Below are 15,809 nucleotides of genomic sequence, written 5' to 3'. Positions count from 1 at the left end.
AACCTTAGTGCGCCTCGGCCCAGTTTTGACCGAAGTTGAGATCGACCTTGAGCGGCACCGACAACTGCAGCGCCCCCTCCATCTCGCTGCGCACCAGCTCCTCCATCAGCTCCCGCTCGTTTTCCGGCACCTCGAACACCAGTTCGTCGTGCACCTGCATGATCAGGCGGCTGGCCACCCGCTCCTCGCGCATGCGGCGGGAGACCTCGATCATGGCCGCCTTGATGATGTCGGCCGCTGAGCCCTGGATCGGGTAGTTGGTGGCGTTTCTCTGGGCGAAGGCGCGGATGTTGCCGTTCTTGCTGGCGATCTCCGGGATCTGCAGCCTTCTTCCCAGGATGGTGGTGACGAAGCCGCAGGTCTCGGCCTCGGAGATACAGCTATCCAGGAAGCTCCTCGCCCCGGCATGGCGCTCGAAGTAGCTGTCGATGAAGGCCTTGGCCTGCTTGGCGGTGACCCCGAGCTCCTTGGCCAGCGAGAACGCCCCCTGCCCGTAGATGACGCCGAAGTTGATCACCTTGGCCTGGCGCCGCATCTCGGGGGTGACCAGTTCCGGGAACATGCCGAATACCTCGGCCGCTGTGCGGCGGTGTACGTCCTCGCCCGAGGCGAAAGCCTCACTGAGCACCCGGTCCCCGGAGAGATGCGCCAGCACGCGCAGCTCGATCTGCGAGTAGTCCGCGGACAGGATGAGGCTTTCCGGCTCGGCCACGAAGGCGCGCCTGATGTCGCGCCCCTCCGCCCCGCGCACCGGGATGTTCTGCAGGTTTGGATCCGACGAGGAGAGCCTGCCGGTGTTGGTGACCGCCTGGTTGTAGGAGGTGTGCACGCGCCCGGTCCTCGCGTCCACCAGCTTCGGGAGCGCATCGGTGTAGGTGGATTTCAGCTTCGAGATGCTGCGGTACTGCAGCAGCAGGCGCGCCACCTCGTGCTGCTCGGCCAGCCGTTCCAGCTCCTCAACGTTGGTGGACCAGCCGGTCTTCCCCTTGGTCTTCTTGCCGACGGCGAGCCCCATGCGCTCGAAGAGCATCTCGCCCAGTTGCTTGGGCGAGTTGATGTTGAAGGGGCCGCCACAGTGGTCGTGGATCTTCGCTTCCAGCTCGATGAGCTGTTTACCGAATCCGGCCGACAGCTCCTTCATGAGCTCAAGGTCCAGCTTCACGCCGCACAGCTCCATGTCCGCCAGGATCTCCATGAGCGGCATCTCGATGTCGAAGAGAAGCTCCTCCATCCCCTGCTCGCGCACCTTGGGGAGCAGGATCTCGTGCAGCAGGAAGGTGGCGTCGGCATCCTCGCAGGAGTACGGGCCGGCGCGGTCGAGGTCCACCTCGGAGAAGTTCAGTTCGCATTTGCCGGTGCCGGCCACCTCCGCGTACGAGATCATGCGGTGGTCCAGGTACTCCAGCGCCAGCGCGTCCAGCCCCTGGCTGTTGCGCGACGGGTTGACCAGGTAGGCGGCCAGCATGGTGTCGCACCAGATGCCGGCGAACTCCACGCCCGCCAGTTGCAGCACCTGGTAGTCGTACTTGAGGTTCTGGCCGATCTTTTTCCGGTTCGGGTCGGCGAGCAGCGGTCCCAAAAGCTCCAGCACCAGCTTTTCGGAGAGCTGTTCCGGAGCGCCCAGGTAGCGGTGCCCGACCGGGATATAGTAGGCCTCGTGGGAGTGGCAGCTCACCGCGTAGCCGACCACGGCGGCCTCGAACGGGTTCAGGCTGGTGGTCTCCAGGTCGATGGCGAAGGCGGGCGCCTTTTCCAGCTTCGCCACCAGTTCGCGCAGTTCGGCCTCGGTCAGCACCAGCGAGTAGCGGTCGCAGGACAGGGTGGGCGAACTGGTCAAATCTTTCAGGAGCGTGGCGAAACCATACTCGCGGAACAGCGCGGCCAGCCGGCGGTTGTCAGGAGGGGTGACCGCGAAGTCGTCGATGTTGTACTCGATGGGGACGGCGCAGTCGATGGTGGCCAGGGTGCGGCACAGCCGGGCCTGGTCGGCGAACTCGACCAGCCGCTCGCCGGTCTTCCCCTTCACCTCGGACGCCCGCGCCAGCAGCTCGTCCAGGGTGCCGAACTCCTGCAGCAGCTTTTTGGCGGTCACCTCGCCGACGCCCGGGACGCCGGGGATGTTGTCGGAGGTGTCACCCCAAAGCGCCAGCACGTCGACCACCCGCGCCGGTTCCACCCCGAACTTCTCGATCACGTCCGGGATGCCGAAGCTCTTGTCCTTCATGGTGTCCAGAAGGGTCACGTGCTCGGTGACGATCTGCATCAGGTCCTTGTCGCCGGTGACCACCACGCAGTCCAGACCCGCGGCTTCCGCTTTCTTGGCGATGGTCCCGATGATGTCGTCCGCCTCCCAGCCGGGCAGCTCCAGCGCCGGGATGTTGAAAGCGCGCACCATCTGCTTGATCGGCTCGATCTGCTGGGCCAGGTCCTCGGGCATGGCGCTCCGGGTCGCCTTGTAGGCGGGGAAAAGCTCATTTCGGAAGGTGATCTTGCCGGCGTCGAACACCACGGCCACGTGCGCCGGTGCCCGGTCCTTCATGACCTTCAAGAGCATCTGGGTGAAACCGTAGAGCGCGTTGGTGGGAAAACCGTTGGGGGAACTCAGGTGGCGGATGGCGAAATAGGCACGGTAGATATAGGAAGAGCCGTCCAGCAGGTACAGTGTTTCTCTCTCGGTGGTCACCTAGTTCTCCTCTTTGGTGAAGACCACAAAAGCCATGGCCGGACGCTTGCTGGCGTCACGCATGGCGAACTGCATGGCGTCGAACTTCCACCCCTTCCGGGTCCATTCGTTGAGCGCCTCCTCGATGGTGTCCTCGGAAACATGGCTTAGCTCGACGACCTTGTACTGCAGCATAAACACTCCTTACGACTGGGATTTTCCCGGCCATATTATCCGATAAACCCTTATGCTTCAAGGCGAAATGTTCTGTTGCAAAAAAGATCCAAACTGCTATGATTCTCAAAACTCAAAAAAGGAGGTCCAGCAAGTTCAGGCAGTTAGACATCGGCGTTAACAACCAGGTAAAAGGGGAGCCAGCATGGCACGAGACGAAGAAAAAACCATCGACGAATTGGCACAGAGGATGGAAATCAACCTGGCAATGGACTACGAGAAAAAGGACTTGAAGGCACAAAGGGAGTTGGTGAAACAACATCTCTACGACGGCTCCAAAAAATTGAAGCACACCGTACCCAAAGGGAAGCGGATTTAAACCAGGAGAAGGAAACAACGGGGAGGGGGCTTGAGGAAACGGCTCCCTCCCCTTAAATTTTGCCTACCATACGCGCCCGGTGGCGCACCAGCGGAGGGAGAAGATGGCGATTGTCAGGTACAACCCGCTCAGCGAACTCAGAAGCATGCAGGACAAGATGAACCGGCTGCTCGACCTGGCCTGGACCCGCGAAATCGGCGAGGAGATCAGGGAGGGGGTCTGGCACCCGCCGGCGGACGTCTACGAGAGCAACGCCGCGGTCACCATCAAGGTGGAACTGCCCGACCTGGACCTCTCCGACATCGAGATCAGGGCCGAGGACCACACCCTGACCATCAAGGGGGAACGAAAGCACAGCGAGGAGATCCGGAAGGAGAACTTCCACCGCATCGAGCGCTACTTCGGCCCCTTCCAGAGGAGCTTCGCCGTCCCCCCCGACTTCGACGCCGCGGGCTTCAACGCGAGCTGCGATTGCGGCGTCCTCACCATCGTCATACCCAAGACCATCACCGTCGAGATCGGCTGAGGGGTCATCCCTCGTTCATGCTGCCGGTGCGGTATCCCTGCAGGTCGAGCGACACGTATGTGAAGCCGGCCTGCCGGAAGAAGTCCAGGGTGCGCTGCCGCAGGGCCGGCTCCAGCATCCGCCCCAGTTCCGCCTCGGAGAGCTCGATGCGCGCGCTCTCCTGGTGGAAGCGCACCCGGTACACCCGGAACCCTTCCCCCTTGAGAAACTCTTCGCAACGCTCCACCTGGTTCAGCCTCTGCTCGGTGATCTCGGTGCCGTAAGGAAACCGGCTGGCCAGGCAGGCATAGGCCTGCTTGTCCCAGGTGGGAAGGCCCAGGCCCCGCGACAGTTCCCTGATGTCAGCCTTGGCCAATTCCGCCTCCAGCAGCGGCGAGCGCACCTTCAGTTCGCAGGCGGCGACCCGCCCGGGACGGTAGTCGCCGAGGTCGTCGGTGTTGCTGCCGTCGGCGACAAAGGTGAAGCCGAGTTCCCGCGCCTTGTCGCTGCAGATCCGGAACAGCTCGCTCTTGCAGTGGTAGCAGCGGTCCTTTGGGTTGTGGCTGAAACCGGGGATTTCCAGTTCGTTGGACTCGACCAGGAGTTGCGTGGCGCCAAGGGATGCGGCCAGCCGCTTCGCCTCGTTCAGTTCACTTTCGGGGTAGGTGGGTGAGGTGGCGGTTACGGCGAGAACCTTCTCGGTTCCGAGGGTATCGATGGCCGCCTTGAGCAGAAAGGTGGAATCGACCCCGCCCGAGAAGGCAACCAGGACGGTCCCCATCTCGCGCAGGATCTCTTGCAGTTTGGTGTACTTTTGCGGGGGTGATGCCATGGGGCCTCGCAGGACCGCGCCCGGGGACACCCCACACGTAACAGCCGTTGGAGCCGCCGCGGCTGCAGTCGTTTTGGTATGTAAAGCGGCCTGCCGTCTAGATGAAGTACATGAAGCGGTGATCCTGCTCCCGCTTGATGCCCAGCGCCTCACCCCGTTCGCACAGGGTCTTCAGGGTGATCGATTCGAAGAACTCGTTTAGCCTGGAGTTGGATTCCTCCCAGACGGTCTGGGTCACGCAGCTCCCATCGAAACCACACTCGCCCTTTCTCCTCCCGGCGCAGTCGACGATGAGGGTGTCCCCCTCGGTCGCCTCGATCACGGCGCGTACCGTGATGTCCTCGGGGCTCTTGGCGAGGCAGTACCCCCCCTGGGGTCCGCGCTTGCTCTTCAGGATGCCGTGCTTTTTCAGCCCCTGGAAGATCTGCTCGAGGTAACGGGGCGAGATGTCCTGGCGCCGCGAGATGTCCTGAATCTGCGCCGGTTGGGACCCGGCGTTGTAGGCGATGTCAAAAAGAGCCCTCAAGCCGTAACGGCTCTTGGTGGAAAGTCTCATGTCTGTATCTCCCGCTGTTTAATGGTTAAGCGAGGATACAATACCACATTTTTCATGTCAAGAATATAAAGAATTGCATGTCCGCATTTACCACTGCAGACCTGCGCCATATCACCAGTAGCGCTGCGGCGGTTCGACCCGCTCCACCAGGGTGATGGCGCCGTCGATGACCTGGAAGACGTCACCGTACATGTTGGTCCACTTGTCCCCTTCTTCCAGCGGAGTCGGAACCTCGCGGCTCCCCAGGAAAACTTCCGCGTCGTCGATGTAGGCGTACCACTCCAGGTTGCCGTTCATCCAGATTCTGTTCTTGATTTCCATTAAGCCTCCCAGCCTTTTTTTCTCATGATACTACTGAAAAGTATACGCTCCGGTCAAGCAACTCCGGTTTTAGCTTGTTGCGGCAGGCCGTTTTTGTTATTTAGGTAAGATACTTTCCTTGGGGGTCTTTCTCTATGAAATTCACAAAGATGCAGGGTGCCGGCAACGACTACGTCTACGTCAACTGTTTCGAAGCAACCGTGCAGGACCCCGCCGCCGTGGCCGTCAAGGTGTCCGACCGCAATTTCGGTATCGGTTCCGACGGCCTTATCCTGATCATGCCCAGTGAGGTGGCTGACGTCAGGATGCGCATGTTCAACTCCGACGGCTCCGAGAGCGAGATGTGCGGCAACGGCATCCGCTGCGTCGCCAAGTACGCCTACGACCACGGCATCGTCGCCAAGAAGGAGATCACCGCCGAGACCGGCGCCGGGATACTCACCCTCCAGCTTTTCACCGGCGCCGCCGACAAGGTGGAGAAGGTGCGGGTCAACATGGGACCGCCCCGCCTCACCCGGAAGGAGATCCCGATGGTCGGCAGTCCCGACGAGAAGGTGATCGCCGAACCGCTCAATATCCTGCACTCCACCTTCAACATTACCTGCGCCTCGATGGGGAATCCCCACTGCGTCATCTTCGTCGATGACGTCGACAACTTCGAGGTGGCGAAGTACGGGCCGCTGATCGAGAACCACGAACTGTTCCCGCGCCGCACCAACGTCGAGTTCGTGCAGGTGATCTCGCGCACCGAAGTGCGCCAGCGCACCTGGGAGCGCGGCGCCGGTGAGACCCTCGCCTGCGGCACCGGTTCCAGCGCGGTCACCGCGGCCTGCGTTTTAAACGGCCTGACCGAGAAGAAGATCCTGAACCACTTGACCGGCGGCGACCTGGAAATGGAATGGAGCGAGGACGGCAACATCTACATGACCGGTCCGGCGGTAGAGGTCTTCAGCGGCGAGATAAACATAGATCAAGATTAAGATTAAGGCGAAGACTGAGAGTGAGACTAAGGAGAAGCTCAATCTTTGTCTTAATCTCAATCTGCCTTTAGGAGCCTTTTGTGAACTCATGCCCCATCTGCACCAAGTGGCAAGACGACGTGGACCAGCGTGTCATCGAGCTCGAACACACCATGGTTTCGCTGAACCGGGACCAGTTCTTCGCCGGTTACTGCTTCGTCTATACCAAGGACCACGTCACCGAACTGTTCCACCTCTCCGAGACGGTGCGCAACGGGGTGATGGCGGAGGTCTGTGCCGTGGCGGAAGCCCTCTACAACGCTTTCAGCCCGGACAAGATCAACTATGAACTGCTGGGCAACATGGCGCCGCACATGCACTGGCACGTGGTGCCGCGCCGCTCGTCCGACGCGCTCTGGCCGCGCCCGCACTGGAGCGAGCCGCACCAGGAACTGATCCTTAAAAGCGAGGAGTACCTGGCCCGGACCGAGCTGATCAGGACCCACCTCGGCAAACTGGGCGTCAAGGGGAGGGCGTAATGGACCTTTTGGGCGCACACGTCTCCATCTCCGGGGGGATCCACAACGCCGTCGACCGCGGGGTCGCCTCCGGCTGCGGGGTGATCCAGGTCTTCACCCAGAACTCCAACCAGTGGCGCGGCAAGGCGATTTCCGACGCCGACGCACAGCTCTTCCGGGACAAGTTCGCGGCCAGCGGCATGAAAAGCGTCATGAGCCACGACATCTACCTGATCAACCTGGCAGCAGCCCCCGGCGACGTGAAGGACAAGAGCCTGATAGCCTTCCGGGAGGAGCTGGAGCGCTGCGCCAAGCTCGGCATCGACAAGGTGGTCATGCACCCCGGCTCCCACAACGGCGACGGGGAGGAAGTGGGCATCCGGCGCGTCTGCGAGGCCTTCGACCAGCTCTTCGGCGAGGTGCCACAGTTTACCGGCAAGGTGCTCCTGGAGAACACGGCCGGCCAGGGGAGCAACCTGGGCTACAAGTTCGAGCACCTGAAGGCGATCATGACCGGTTGCTCCGACCCGACCCGCTTCGGCGTCTGCTTCGACACCTGCCACGCCTTCGCCTCCGGCTATCCCATCGCCGACCACGACGGCTATCGCAGGACCTTCGACGAGTTCGACGCCCTGCTCGGCATCGACAGGCTGATGGCCTTCCACCTCAACGACTCCAAGAAGGGTCTCGGCTGCAAGGTGGACCGCCACGAGCACATCGGCGCCGGCACGCTTGGGCTGGAGCCCTTCCGCTTCATCCTGAACGACCCGCACTTCGCCCTGGTCCCCAAGGTGATCGAGACGCCGAAAGGGGACGAGGATGAGATGGACGCGGTAAACCTCAAACTTTTGCGGAGCCTGATCGAAAGCTGATCCGGCACCGGCAGGAGGTGCGGCATGCGCGACAAGGTTGAGATCGTACAGGTAGATATCACCAAGGTGACGGTGGACGCCATCGTCAACGCTGCCAACAGCTCGCTTTTGGGCGGGGGTGGCGTGGACGGAGCCATTCACCGTGCGGCAGGCCCGGAGCTTCTCGCCGAGTGCCGCACCCTCGGGGGATGCCCGACCGGAGAGGCGAAGATCACCGGGGGATACCGGCTCCCGGCCCGGCACGTGATCCACACCGTGGGGCCGGTCTGGCACGGCGGGGGCCGCGGCGAGGCGGAACTGCTCCGCTCCTGCTACCGCAACTGTTTCCGGCTGGCGCACGAAAACGGGCTTGCCAGCATCGCCTTCCCCGCCATCAGTACCGGCGTCTACGGCTACCCCAAGCGGCCGGCCTGCCGCATCGCGCTGGAAGAGGCCAAGGCGGCACTGGCCAGCTACCCGGATTTGAAGAAGATTATTTTTACGGCATTCTCCGCCGAGGACGCGGACATTTATCGGGAAACGATGCAGGAGGTTCTGGCGTGAAGGCGGTAATTCAGCGGGTCAAGCGGGCAAGCGTCACGGTGGCAGGAAAGGTGGTCGGGGAGATCGGCCCGGGGATCCTGGTGCTGCTCGGCGTGGAGATTGGCGACACCTGCAAGCAGGCGGACTGGATGGCGGAGAAGATCGTCAACCTGAGGATCTTCTGTGACGACCAGGGCAAGATGAACCTGGCCCTGCCCGACATCAAGGGGGAGATGCTGGCGGTATCCCAGTTCACCCTGGCGGGCAACTGCTCCAAGGGGAGGCGCCCCTCGTTCGATACCGCGGCTGCCCCCGAGGAGGCCAACAAGCTGTACAGCTACTTCATGGGGCAGGTTTGGGAGCTGGGAGTGCCGGTGCAAAGCGGGATCTTCCAGGCCGATATGGAGGTGGCGCTGGTGAACGACGGGCCGGTGACCTTCGTCCTGGAGACCCCGCCCAACCGCTGATTCACATGAGTGGCCGGACCTCGTCCACCTTGAAGTAGACCACCCGGGAAACCGCCGCACTTGCCTGCGGGCTCGCCACCAGTGCGGTCCGCTCCTTGATCTCACCCAAGAGTTCCCCCTCCCCCTTTTCCTCGATCATAGTAAGGGTCAGCCTCCAGCCGCTGTAGCCTCGCGACGGCGCCAGGTAGAGGTAGCTGGCGTGCGGGTTTTGCCTCAGGTTGGCGATGCTGCGCCCGTCGCCGAAGCCCCAGGCCAGGGTCTGGTCATCGACCACGTGCGGGACGGCGAAGACGGCGAGATTGACCACGCCGTTCGCGTCGGCGGTGCCCAAAATGCCGCGCCCCCCTTCCGGAAACAGTTCAGCAAGCTTCATGTGTTCCGCCCCCTTTTCTCTTTAAGCTGATGAAGCAACTATGATAATCTAGCAGGCTCGAACCGATTGTCTACCGCGCCGACACCGGGGCGGCCGCAGCGAAGGAACCACACGTGGAGCTGAAAACAATACTCGAAGCGCTGTACCAGAACCGCTCCCAGGCCCACCTGGCCAACGACCCGCTCTCGTTTTGCCACCGCTACCAGGATCCCCTGGACCAGGAGGTCGCCGGGCTAGTGGCGTCGTCTTTCGCCTACGGCAACGTCAAAATCATCAAGAAGAACCTGGCGGTTATCTTCGATGCCATGGGCCCCTCCCCGCGCCGTTTCGTGGAGCGCTTCGACCCGAAGCAGGGGAGCCGCGACTTCGCGGGCTTCAAGCACCGCTTCAACGACGCCCGTGACCTCTGCGCACTGCTCCTGGCAGCCCGGATAATGATCGAGGAGGCCGGTTCCATCGAGAAGTGGCTCTTGCGCTTTTACACCCCGGCGGACGAGGACCTGACCGGAACCCTCTCCGGTTTTTCCGAGGCCGTGAAAAGCCTCGACCTCTCCCCCGTGTTCGGCCCCGGTGGCGTCCCCGCGGACTCCTACTTCCCGTTCTTCTTCCCCTCCCCAGCCTCGGGGAGCGCCTGCAAGCGGCTCTGCATGTATCTCAGATGGATGGTACGCCCCGCCGACGGCATCGACCTCGGCATCTGGCACGGCATCTCCCCGGCGCAGCTGGTCATCCCCGTCGACGCCCACATCCAGCGCATCTGCCGCTTCCTCGGCTTCACCAGCCGCAAGCAGGCGGACTGGCGCATGGCCTGCGAGATCACCCGGGCCCTGCGGCAGCTCGACCAGGCCGACCCGGTGAAGTACGACTTCGCCATCTGCCACCTGGGAATCTCGGAAGGGTGCGACGGCAAGGACCGCCTCAAGTGCGCTACCTGCCCGATCGGCGACATCTGCTCGGCAGGGCCCACTTGACGCTCCCCTTCCCGGCATACCTGCACGGCTTCGCCTTCACCGGTCAGGTCGGCGAAATAGTCGCGCTGACGCCGGAAGAGGTGCTCCCGGCTTTCGAGGAGTTGCAGCGTCAGCTCTCTGCTGGGCTCCATGCCGCGGGCTTTGTCTGTTACGAGGCGGCGGGCGCCATCAACAATGCACTCACCACTTCTGCACCGCACCCGATGCCGCTTCTCTGGTTCGTGCTCTACACCCAGCGCGCCCCCCAGGCCTTCCCGCGCCATGACAACCCCTTTCGCTGCTCTGAATGGCAGGCGACACCGGGGTGGGAATCGTATCGCGACTGCGTGCAGGAGATCCGGGATCTGATAGCCGCCGGGGACAGTTACCAGGTCAACTACACCATCAGGCAGCATTTCGCCTTCACCGGCTGCCCCCGTTCCTTCTTCAGCGAGCTTAGCCGCAGCCAGCCCACCCCGTACAACTGCTACCTCGAGTGCGGCAGGTGGCGGGTGCTCTCGGCCTCCCCCGAACTGTTCTTCTCCCTGGCCGACGGCAGGCTGGTTACCCGCCCCATGAAGGGGACTGCCCCGCGCGGCCGCTGGTACGCCGAGGATCTGGCCCGGAAAGCGCAGCTCCGACAGAGCCCTAAGGAGGTGGCGGAGAACCTCATGATCGTAGACCTGCTGCGCAACGACATGGGGATAGTCTCTGAGACCGGTTCGGTCCGGGTGGAGTCGCTCTTCGACGTGGAGAGCCACCCGACGGTGCACCAGATGACCTCCACCATCGAGTCGCGCGTCCGGGACGGAATCACACCGCCGGAGCTGTTCCGGGCCCTGTTCCCCTGCGGCTCGGTCACCGGCGCCCCCAAGAAGCGCAGCATGGAGATCATCGCCCAGCTGGAAACGGACCCGCGCGGTCTGTACACCGGCTGCCTCGGCTATTTCTCCCCCGGCGGCGAGGCCCTTTTCAGCGTTGCCATCCGCACCGCCGTCCTCGACTGCGACACCGGGCGGGGCGAGCTCGGTATCGGCAGCGGTATCACCTATGATTCCAAGCCCGAGGCGGAGTACCAGGAGTGCCTGGACAAGGGAACGTTCATCCGACAGCAGCGGCCGGAATTCCACCTGATCGAATCGCTGCTGCATGACGAGCAGGGGTATTCCCTGCTGGAGCGGCACCTGGAGCGGCTGGAGCGCTCAGCCCGCTACTTCTCCTTTCCCCTTGCAGAAGGCGCCGCACTGCGCGCCTTGCAGGAAACCGCGGCGGGTCTCATCCCTTCAACACGGTACAAGGTGCGCCTGCTGCTCTTCAGGGACGGGCGCCTCAGCTGCGAAGCGACGCCGCTCGCCGAGGCCACCCCGGAGGCGAAAGTCTCCTTCGCGCGACAGCGTGTCAGCTCCTCGGATCCCTTTCTCTACCATAAGACCAGCCGGCGCGACATGTTCCACCGGGAGCTCGCCGCCCGGCCGGACCTCGACGAGGTGATCTTCGAGAACGAGCGCGGCGAGGTGACTGAAGGGACCTACAGCAACCTGGTCGCCGTCATCGACGGCATGAAATGCACCCCGCCCCTTGGCTGCGGGCTCCTCCCCGGCACCCTCCGCGAGGAGTTGCTGGCCCAGTGGACGATCAAGGAGAGGATCCTGAAAAGAGAGGACCTGGAGCGGGCCGAGGCGGTTTTTCTGGTAAACTCGGTGCGCGGGTGGCGGCAGGCGAGGCTGTTGGATTGAGAGGCTGATGCCGGTAAGTCCCCCCCCGGAGGGGGAGGGTTAGGGAGGGGGCGCGGTACTGAAGCTCCCCCCTCCCAGCCTCCCCCCTCCGGGGGGAGGGGAATGGACTGACGATACTATTCTGGCTACATCACATGTAGAAGGAGGATGAACATGGAAACGTACGGCTTTTTAGGGTTGGGCATCATGGGGAGCGCCATGGCCAAGAACCTCATCAAGGCGGGCTTCAAGGTCAAGGTCTGGAACCGTTCTCCTGCCAAGTGCGAGGAGTTCGCGGCACTCGGGGCAGCGGTCGCGGCAACGCCGGCGGAAGTTACCTCCACCTGCGCCATCACCATCGCGATGCTGGCCGACCCGGCCGCGGCCCATGACGTCTGCTTCGGCCCGCAGGGAGCGCTGGAAGGAATCGGCGCCGGCCGAGGCTACGTGGACATGTCCACGGTGGACGCCGCCACGGCCCAGGAGATCGCGGCCGCAGTCACCGCCAAGGGTGGCAGGTTCCTCGAGGCGCCGGTGTCGGGGAGCAAAAAGCCGGCCGAGGACGGCACCCTGATCATCCTCGCCGCCGGCGACCACGGCCTCTTCGATAAGACCATGCCGCTCTTCGAGAAGATGGGCAAAAAGAGCCTCTTCCTCGGCGAGGTGGGGCGCGGCGCAGAGATGAAGCTCATCGTCAACATGGTAATGGGAGGGATGATGACCATCTTCTGCGAGGGCTTGGCCCTGGCGGAGAAGGCGGGCCTTGCCAGCGCGGACCTTTTGGACGTGCTTGACTCCGGCGCGCTGGCCAACCCGATGTTCAAGCTGAAGGGAGCCCAGATGACGCAGGGGATGTTCGACCCTGCCTTCCCGCTCAAACACATGCAGAAGGACATGCGCCTGGCCGTGGCCCTGGGCGACACACTGAACCAGCCCCTGGTCTCCGCCGCGGCCGCCAATGAGAGCTTCAAGAGGGCAAAGGGGATGGGTCTTGCCGACCGCGACTTCTGCGCCGTCCTTAAGGCCATCACCTCATGAAAAAGTTGCTCTCTTTTGCCGCGGTAACGCTTTTGACCAGTGCCCTGCTGGACCCGTTGATACAGTCAGGCTTGGACAAGCCGGTCCCCTGGCTGCGCGACATCGGCATGTTCGTGGCTGGTGCGGCGTGCCTGTATATCCTGGTCAAATACCACCGGCAGCTCTAGCGGCACGGTAAACCTGCGGCTCAGTTTGCCGTTGACAAATACGAGCGGCTCCCTTATTCTGCACCGAAAATTGAATAGAAAGACCTGCTTATCTAGAGTGGTGGAGGGAAAGGCCCTGCGAAGCCACAGCAACCGGCCCATTGGGCGACAGGTGCTAAATCCTGCCGAAAGGCGAAGATGAGAAAGGCGCTTTTAGTTACTGTCACACCCGAAAAGCCCCTTCTCATACCGAGATGGGGCTTTTTTAGTGCCGGTCCCGGCACCCGAAAGTACGAGAGAGACATGTCCTACGGCATTGCGACAGAACAGATAGCCACCTTTGAGACCGATTTACGCCTGGAGAGCGGCCGTATTCTCGGGCCGATCGATATCGCCTACGAAACCTACGGCACCCTCAACGAGGACCGCTCCAATGCCATCCTGGTCACCCACGCCTGGACCGGCAGCGCGCACCTGGCCGGCCGCTACAGCCAGGACGAGAAGCGGGCCGGCTGGTGGGACGACATCGTGGGACCCGGCTGCCTTCTGGACACCGACCGCTACTTCGTCATCTGCTCCAACGTCATCGGTTCCTGCTTCGGATCCACCGGCCCGACCTCGTTGAACCCCAAGACCGGCAAACGCTACAACCTCGCCTTCCCGGTCATCACCGTGCGCGACATGGTCAAGGCCCAGGCGCTGCTCATGGACCGGCTCGGCATCAAGAAACTCTTCTGCGTGCTGGGCGGCAGCATGGGAGGGATGCAGGCCCTGGAGTGGGCGACGCAGTATCCGGACCGGGTGGCCTCGGCGGTGGTGCTGGCCACCACGCCGCGCCCGTCGGCGCAAGCTATTTCGCTGAACGCCGTGGCGCGCTGGGCCATCTTCAACGACCCCACCTGGAAGAAGGGGGAGTACCGCAAGAACCCCAAGGACGGACTGGCGCTGGCCCGCGGCATCGGTCACATCACCTTCCTCTCCGACGAATCGATGACCGCCAAGTTCGGGCGCCGCTTCTCGGCACGTGACGGCCAGTTCGACTTCTTCGGGCAGTTCGAGGTGGAGCGCTACCTCAACTACAACGGCTACAACTTCGTGGACCGCTTCGACGCCAACTCCTTCCTCTACCTGGCCAAGGCCCTCGACCTCTACGACGTCGCCGCCGGCTGCGAAACGCTGGAAGAAGCCTTCGAACCGGTGCAGGCGCCGATCCAGTTCTTCGCCTTCACCTCAGACTGGCTCTACCCGCCGGCTCAGACCGAGGAGATGGCGATCTCGCTCCAGAAGCTGGGGAAGCCGGTGGAGTACCACCTCATCACCTCCGCCTACGGCCACGATGCCTTCCTGCTCGAGCACCAGACCTTCACGCCGATGGTGCAGACCTTCCTGGATGGGATCAAGTTCTGACCTTGCTTTCGTAGCAACGCCCTCACCCGCCCTTCGGGCACCCTCTCCCGGAGGGAGAGGGGACGCACAATAAAAAAACGGGCGGATGATCTCAAATCATCCGCCCGTTGTCGTCTCTTTTCGCGCTACTACCGCTACTGCCACCCCATGATGGCGGCGACGTCCTCGTTGAGCACCATATCCTCACCGCTTGGTATCACGAACACCTTCACGGCTGAGTCGTCCGCACTGATCATGATGTCCTTTCCTCCCAAAAGAGCCTCGGCGTCCCGTTTCAGGTCCACCTTGATGCCGAACTGGCTCATCCCGTTAAGCGCCATGCCGCGCACCGGCCAGTCCTCCCATCCCTCACCGTAGGTGAACACGATGGCGTCCGGCCTGCCGATCACGGCGATGTAGGCGCCCAGGTACTTCCTCAACCGGTACGCCTCCATGTCGAGCGCCAGCTGGCAGCGAGCGTCCCCTACGACCGCCTCGTCCACGACGGTCCGGCGACTGACCCGGCGCCCCACGATGCCCGCCAGGCCGCTCTTCTGGTTCAGGAACAGGTCGAGCTCGGTCGCAGACACCCCGGCCTCGTTCACCATGAACGGGATGATCCCCGCATCGATATCCCCGCAGCGGGTCCCCATCATGACACCTTCGAGCGGGGTTAGCCCCATGCTGGTATCGACCGATACGCCGTTTCTCACCGCGCAGAGCGAGACGCCGTTGCCGGTGTGGATGGTGACCAGGTTGGAACTCTCCAGCGGTACGCCGGCCAGTTCGGCCCCTCGCCTGGCGGCATGAAGGTGGGACTGACCATGGAAGCCGTAGCGCCTGACGCCGTGCTTTTGGTACCACTCGTAAGGCAGCGGGTACATGTAGGCGGGCTCGGGCATGGTCTGGTGGAAGGCTGTATCGAAGATGGCGACCTGGGGCAGTTCCGGGAGGAGTTCCTGGGCGGCACGGATGCCGGCGAGGTTCGGGGTGTTGTGCAGCGGCGCCAGTGTCGCCACCTCCCTGATCGCCTCAACCACGTCCTCGTCGATCAACACCGACTGGGTGAAACGCTCTCCCCCGTGCACCACGCGGTGCCCTATGGCCTTGATATCGGTGACAGCGTTGATCAGCCCCTCCCCGACCAGGGTGTCCAGAATCAGCCGCAGCGCATCCTTGTGGTCCGCGCACTCCCCTTCCAGGTGCTTGGCATCGGCTCCGGGAACACGGTGGGTCAGGAAGGAGTCGCCGACAACAATCCTTTCAACCATGCCGGTGGCCATAACGGCCTGGTCGCCCCAGTTGTAGAGTTGGTACTGCGCCGAGAATCTGCGGCAGTTGAGGGTGAGAATCAGCATGCTGCTAAACTCCGATCCGGGCAGGAGAAAGTTCAGCCGTGCCCGCTGCTATTTGCGTATCACCGGGAGTGGTACG

The 15,809-nt window shown here is 62.8% G+C and carries 19 protein-coding genes and 1 riboswitch; of the genes, 12 read left to right on the top strand and 7 right to left on the bottom strand.

Going from position 1 to position 15,809, the window contains the following annotated elements:
* Window positions 1-4: 4 nt before the first annotated feature.
* The gene (polA, locus tag JFN91_RS02380) at window positions 5-2,683 is read right to left on the bottom strand and encodes a DNA polymerase I (protein WP_199387602.1); all 2,679 of its coding nucleotides are present in this window, start codon (window positions 2,681-2,683) and stop codon (window positions 5-7) included.
* Entirely contained in the window at window positions 2,684-2,857 is a 174-nt protein-coding gene (locus JFN91_RS02375) for a DUF4177 domain-containing protein (protein WP_183345020.1), read from the bottom strand.
* 184 nt (window positions 2,858-3,041) lie between these two features.
* Between JFN91_RS02375 and JFN91_RS02370 the strand changes: the two genes are divergently transcribed.
* On the top strand, window positions 3,042-3,215 hold the full coding sequence (locus JFN91_RS02370; RefSeq protein WP_183345018.1) for a hypothetical protein: 174 nt from the start codon (window positions 3,042-3,044) through the stop codon (window positions 3,213-3,215).
* 103 nt (window positions 3,216-3,318) lie between these two features.
* On the top strand, window positions 3,319-3,741 hold the full coding sequence (locus tag JFN91_RS02365) for an Hsp20/alpha crystallin family protein (RefSeq protein WP_199387601.1): 423 nt from the start codon (window positions 3,319-3,321) through the stop codon (window positions 3,739-3,741).
* 4 nt (window positions 3,742-3,745) lie between these two features.
* On the opposite strand, the gene larE is transcribed toward JFN91_RS02365, so the two are convergent.
* From larE to JFN91_RS02350, 3 genes are all read right to left on the bottom strand, one after another.
* Complete coding sequence (gene larE, locus JFN91_RS02360) at window positions 3,746-4,552, bottom strand: ATP-dependent sacrificial sulfur transferase LarE (RefSeq protein WP_199387600.1); 807 nt, start codon at window positions 4,550-4,552, stop codon at window positions 3,746-3,748.
* A gap of 97 nt (window positions 4,553-4,649) precedes the next feature.
* On the bottom strand, window positions 4,650-5,108 hold the full coding sequence (locus JFN91_RS02355) for an RrF2 family transcriptional regulator (RefSeq protein WP_199387599.1): 459 nt from the start codon (window positions 5,106-5,108) through the stop codon (window positions 4,650-4,652).
* A gap of 111 nt (window positions 5,109-5,219) precedes the next feature.
* Window positions 5,220-5,429, bottom strand: coding sequence for a hypothetical protein (locus JFN91_RS02350; RefSeq protein WP_199387598.1), 210 nt, complete (start codon window positions 5,427-5,429; stop codon window positions 5,220-5,222).
* Between the two features lie 134 nt (window positions 5,430-5,563).
* Between JFN91_RS02350 and dapF the strand changes: the two genes are divergently transcribed.
* From dapF to dtd, 5 genes are all read left to right on the top strand, one after another.
* Window positions 5,564-6,409 carry a diaminopimelate epimerase gene (dapF, locus tag JFN91_RS02345; RefSeq protein ID WP_199387597.1) on the top strand — a complete coding sequence of 282 codons (846 nt, stop codon included), beginning with the start codon at window positions 5,564-5,566 and terminating at the stop codon, window positions 6,407-6,409.
* 80 nt (window positions 6,410-6,489) lie between these two features.
* Window positions 6,490-6,927: an HIT family protein gene (locus JFN91_RS02340; protein WP_199387596.1), complete on the top strand. Its 438-nt coding sequence runs from the start codon at window positions 6,490-6,492 to the stop codon at window positions 6,925-6,927.
* Window positions 6,927-7,778, top strand: a complete 852-nt coding sequence (locus JFN91_RS02335; RefSeq protein ID WP_199387595.1) for a deoxyribonuclease IV — start codon at window positions 6,927-6,929, stop codon at window positions 7,776-7,778. The genes JFN91_RS02340 and JFN91_RS02335 overlap by 1 nt, the downstream gene beginning before the upstream one ends.
* Before the next feature lie 24 nt (window positions 7,779-7,802).
* Complete coding sequence (locus JFN91_RS02330; RefSeq protein WP_199387594.1) at window positions 7,803-8,321, top strand: O-acetyl-ADP-ribose deacetylase; 519 nt, start codon at window positions 7,803-7,805, stop codon at window positions 8,319-8,321.
* Complete coding sequence (dtd, locus tag JFN91_RS02325) at window positions 8,318-8,767, top strand: D-aminoacyl-tRNA deacylase (protein WP_199387593.1); 450 nt, start codon at window positions 8,318-8,320, stop codon at window positions 8,765-8,767. Before JFN91_RS02330 ends, dtd begins: the two co-directional genes overlap by 4 nt.
* Before the next feature lies 1 nt (window position 8,768).
* Here dtd and JFN91_RS02320 read toward each other — a convergent pair whose 3' ends face one another.
* Window positions 8,769-9,140 (bottom strand): pyridoxamine 5'-phosphate oxidase family protein, encoded by a 372-nt coding sequence (locus JFN91_RS02320; RefSeq protein WP_199387592.1) that lies wholly within the window; start codon window positions 9,138-9,140, stop codon window positions 8,769-8,771.
* Window positions 9,141-9,253: 113 nt separating this feature from the next.
* Between JFN91_RS02320 and JFN91_RS02315 the strand changes: the two genes are divergently transcribed.
* The 5 genes from JFN91_RS02315 (at window position 9,254) to metX (ending at window position 14,396) form a co-directional block, all read left to right on the top strand.
* A complete protein-coding gene (locus JFN91_RS02315; protein WP_199387591.1) occupies window positions 9,254-10,111 on the top strand; it encodes a TIGR02757 family protein in 858 nt (285 codons plus the stop codon).
* Window positions 10,063-11,826: an aminodeoxychorismate synthase component I gene (pabB, locus tag JFN91_RS02310; protein WP_328745446.1), complete on the top strand. Its 1,764-nt coding sequence runs from the start codon at window positions 10,063-10,065 to the stop codon at window positions 11,824-11,826. Before JFN91_RS02315 ends, pabB begins: the two co-directional genes overlap by 49 nt.
* A 153-nt stretch (window positions 11,827-11,979) precedes the next feature.
* A complete protein-coding gene (locus JFN91_RS02305; protein WP_199387589.1) occupies window positions 11,980-12,843 on the top strand; it encodes an NAD(P)-dependent oxidoreductase in 864 nt (287 codons plus the stop codon).
* Window positions 12,840-13,010 (top strand): hypothetical protein, encoded by a 171-nt coding sequence (locus JFN91_RS02300; protein ID WP_199387588.1) that lies wholly within the window; start codon window positions 12,840-12,842, stop codon window positions 13,008-13,010. The genes JFN91_RS02305 and JFN91_RS02300 overlap by 4 nt, the downstream gene beginning before the upstream one ends.
* 85 nt (window positions 13,011-13,095) lie before the next feature.
* Window positions 13,096-13,194, top strand: a riboswitch (SAM riboswitch).
* A gap of 98 nt (window positions 13,195-13,292) precedes the next feature.
* On the top strand, window positions 13,293-14,396 hold the full coding sequence (gene metX / locus JFN91_RS02295; RefSeq protein ID WP_199387587.1) for a homoserine O-acetyltransferase MetX: 1,104 nt from the start codon (window positions 13,293-13,295) through the stop codon (window positions 14,394-14,396).
* A gap of 134 nt (window positions 14,397-14,530) precedes the next feature.
* Here metX and JFN91_RS02290 read toward each other — a convergent pair whose 3' ends face one another.
* The gene (locus JFN91_RS02290) at window positions 14,531-15,733 is read right to left on the bottom strand and encodes an acetate kinase (protein ID WP_199387586.1); all 1,203 of its coding nucleotides are present in this window, start codon (window positions 15,731-15,733) and stop codon (window positions 14,531-14,533) included.
* Window positions 15,734-15,809 lie beyond the last annotated feature (76 nt).

Origin of the sequence: Geomonas anaerohicana, from assembly GCF_016458305.1 — a bacterium.
Classification (GTDB): domain Bacteria; phylum Desulfobacterota; class Desulfuromonadia; order Geobacterales; family Geobacteraceae; genus Geomonas; species Geomonas anaerohicana.
Note: the sequence above shows the minus strand (reverse complement) of the source record. Positions and strands in the feature narration are given on the sequence as shown.

Coding starts and splice junctions, on each gene's coding strand:
- JFN91_RS02290 (WP_199387586.1), bottom strand. CDS start 15,733: ATGCTGATTCTCACCCTCAACTGCCGCAGATTCTCGGCGCAGTACCAA.
- JFN91_RS02335 (WP_199387595.1), top strand. CDS start 6,927: ATGGACCTTTTGGGCGCACACGTCTCCATCTCCGGGGGGATCCACAAC.
- JFN91_RS02355 (WP_199387599.1), bottom strand. CDS start 5,108: ATGAGACTTTCCACCAAGAGCCGTTACGGCTTGAGGGCTCTTTTTGAC.
- JFN91_RS02375 (WP_183345020.1), bottom strand. CDS start 2,857: ATGCTGCAGTACAAGGTCGTCGAGCTAAGCCATGTTTCCGAGGACACC.
- JFN91_RS02350 (WP_199387598.1), bottom strand. CDS start 5,429: ATGGAAATCAAGAACAGAATCTGGATGAACGGCAACCTGGAGTGGTAC.
- JFN91_RS02300 (WP_199387588.1), top strand. CDS start 12,840: ATGAAAAAGTTGCTCTCTTTTGCCGCGGTAACGCTTTTGACCAGTGCC.
- larE (WP_199387600.1), bottom strand. CDS start 4,552: ATGGCATCACCCCCGCAAAAGTACACCAAACTGCAAGAGATCCTGCGC.
- JFN91_RS02320 (WP_199387592.1), bottom strand. CDS start 9,140: ATGAAGCTTGCTGAACTGTTTCCGGAAGGGGGGCGCGGCATTTTGGGC.
- dapF (WP_199387597.1), top strand. CDS start 5,564: ATGAAATTCACAAAGATGCAGGGTGCCGGCAACGACTACGTCTACGTC.
- JFN91_RS02370 (WP_183345018.1), top strand. CDS start 3,042: ATGGCACGAGACGAAGAAAAAACCATCGACGAATTGGCACAGAGGATG.
- JFN91_RS02330 (WP_199387594.1), top strand. CDS start 7,803: ATGCGCGACAAGGTTGAGATCGTACAGGTAGATATCACCAAGGTGACG.
- JFN91_RS02305 (WP_199387589.1), top strand. CDS start 11,980: ATGGAAACGTACGGCTTTTTAGGGTTGGGCATCATGGGGAGCGCCATG.
- JFN91_RS02365 (WP_199387601.1), top strand. CDS start 3,319: ATGGCGATTGTCAGGTACAACCCGCTCAGCGAACTCAGAAGCATGCAG.
- metX (WP_199387587.1), top strand. CDS start 13,293: ATGTCCTACGGCATTGCGACAGAACAGATAGCCACCTTTGAGACCGAT.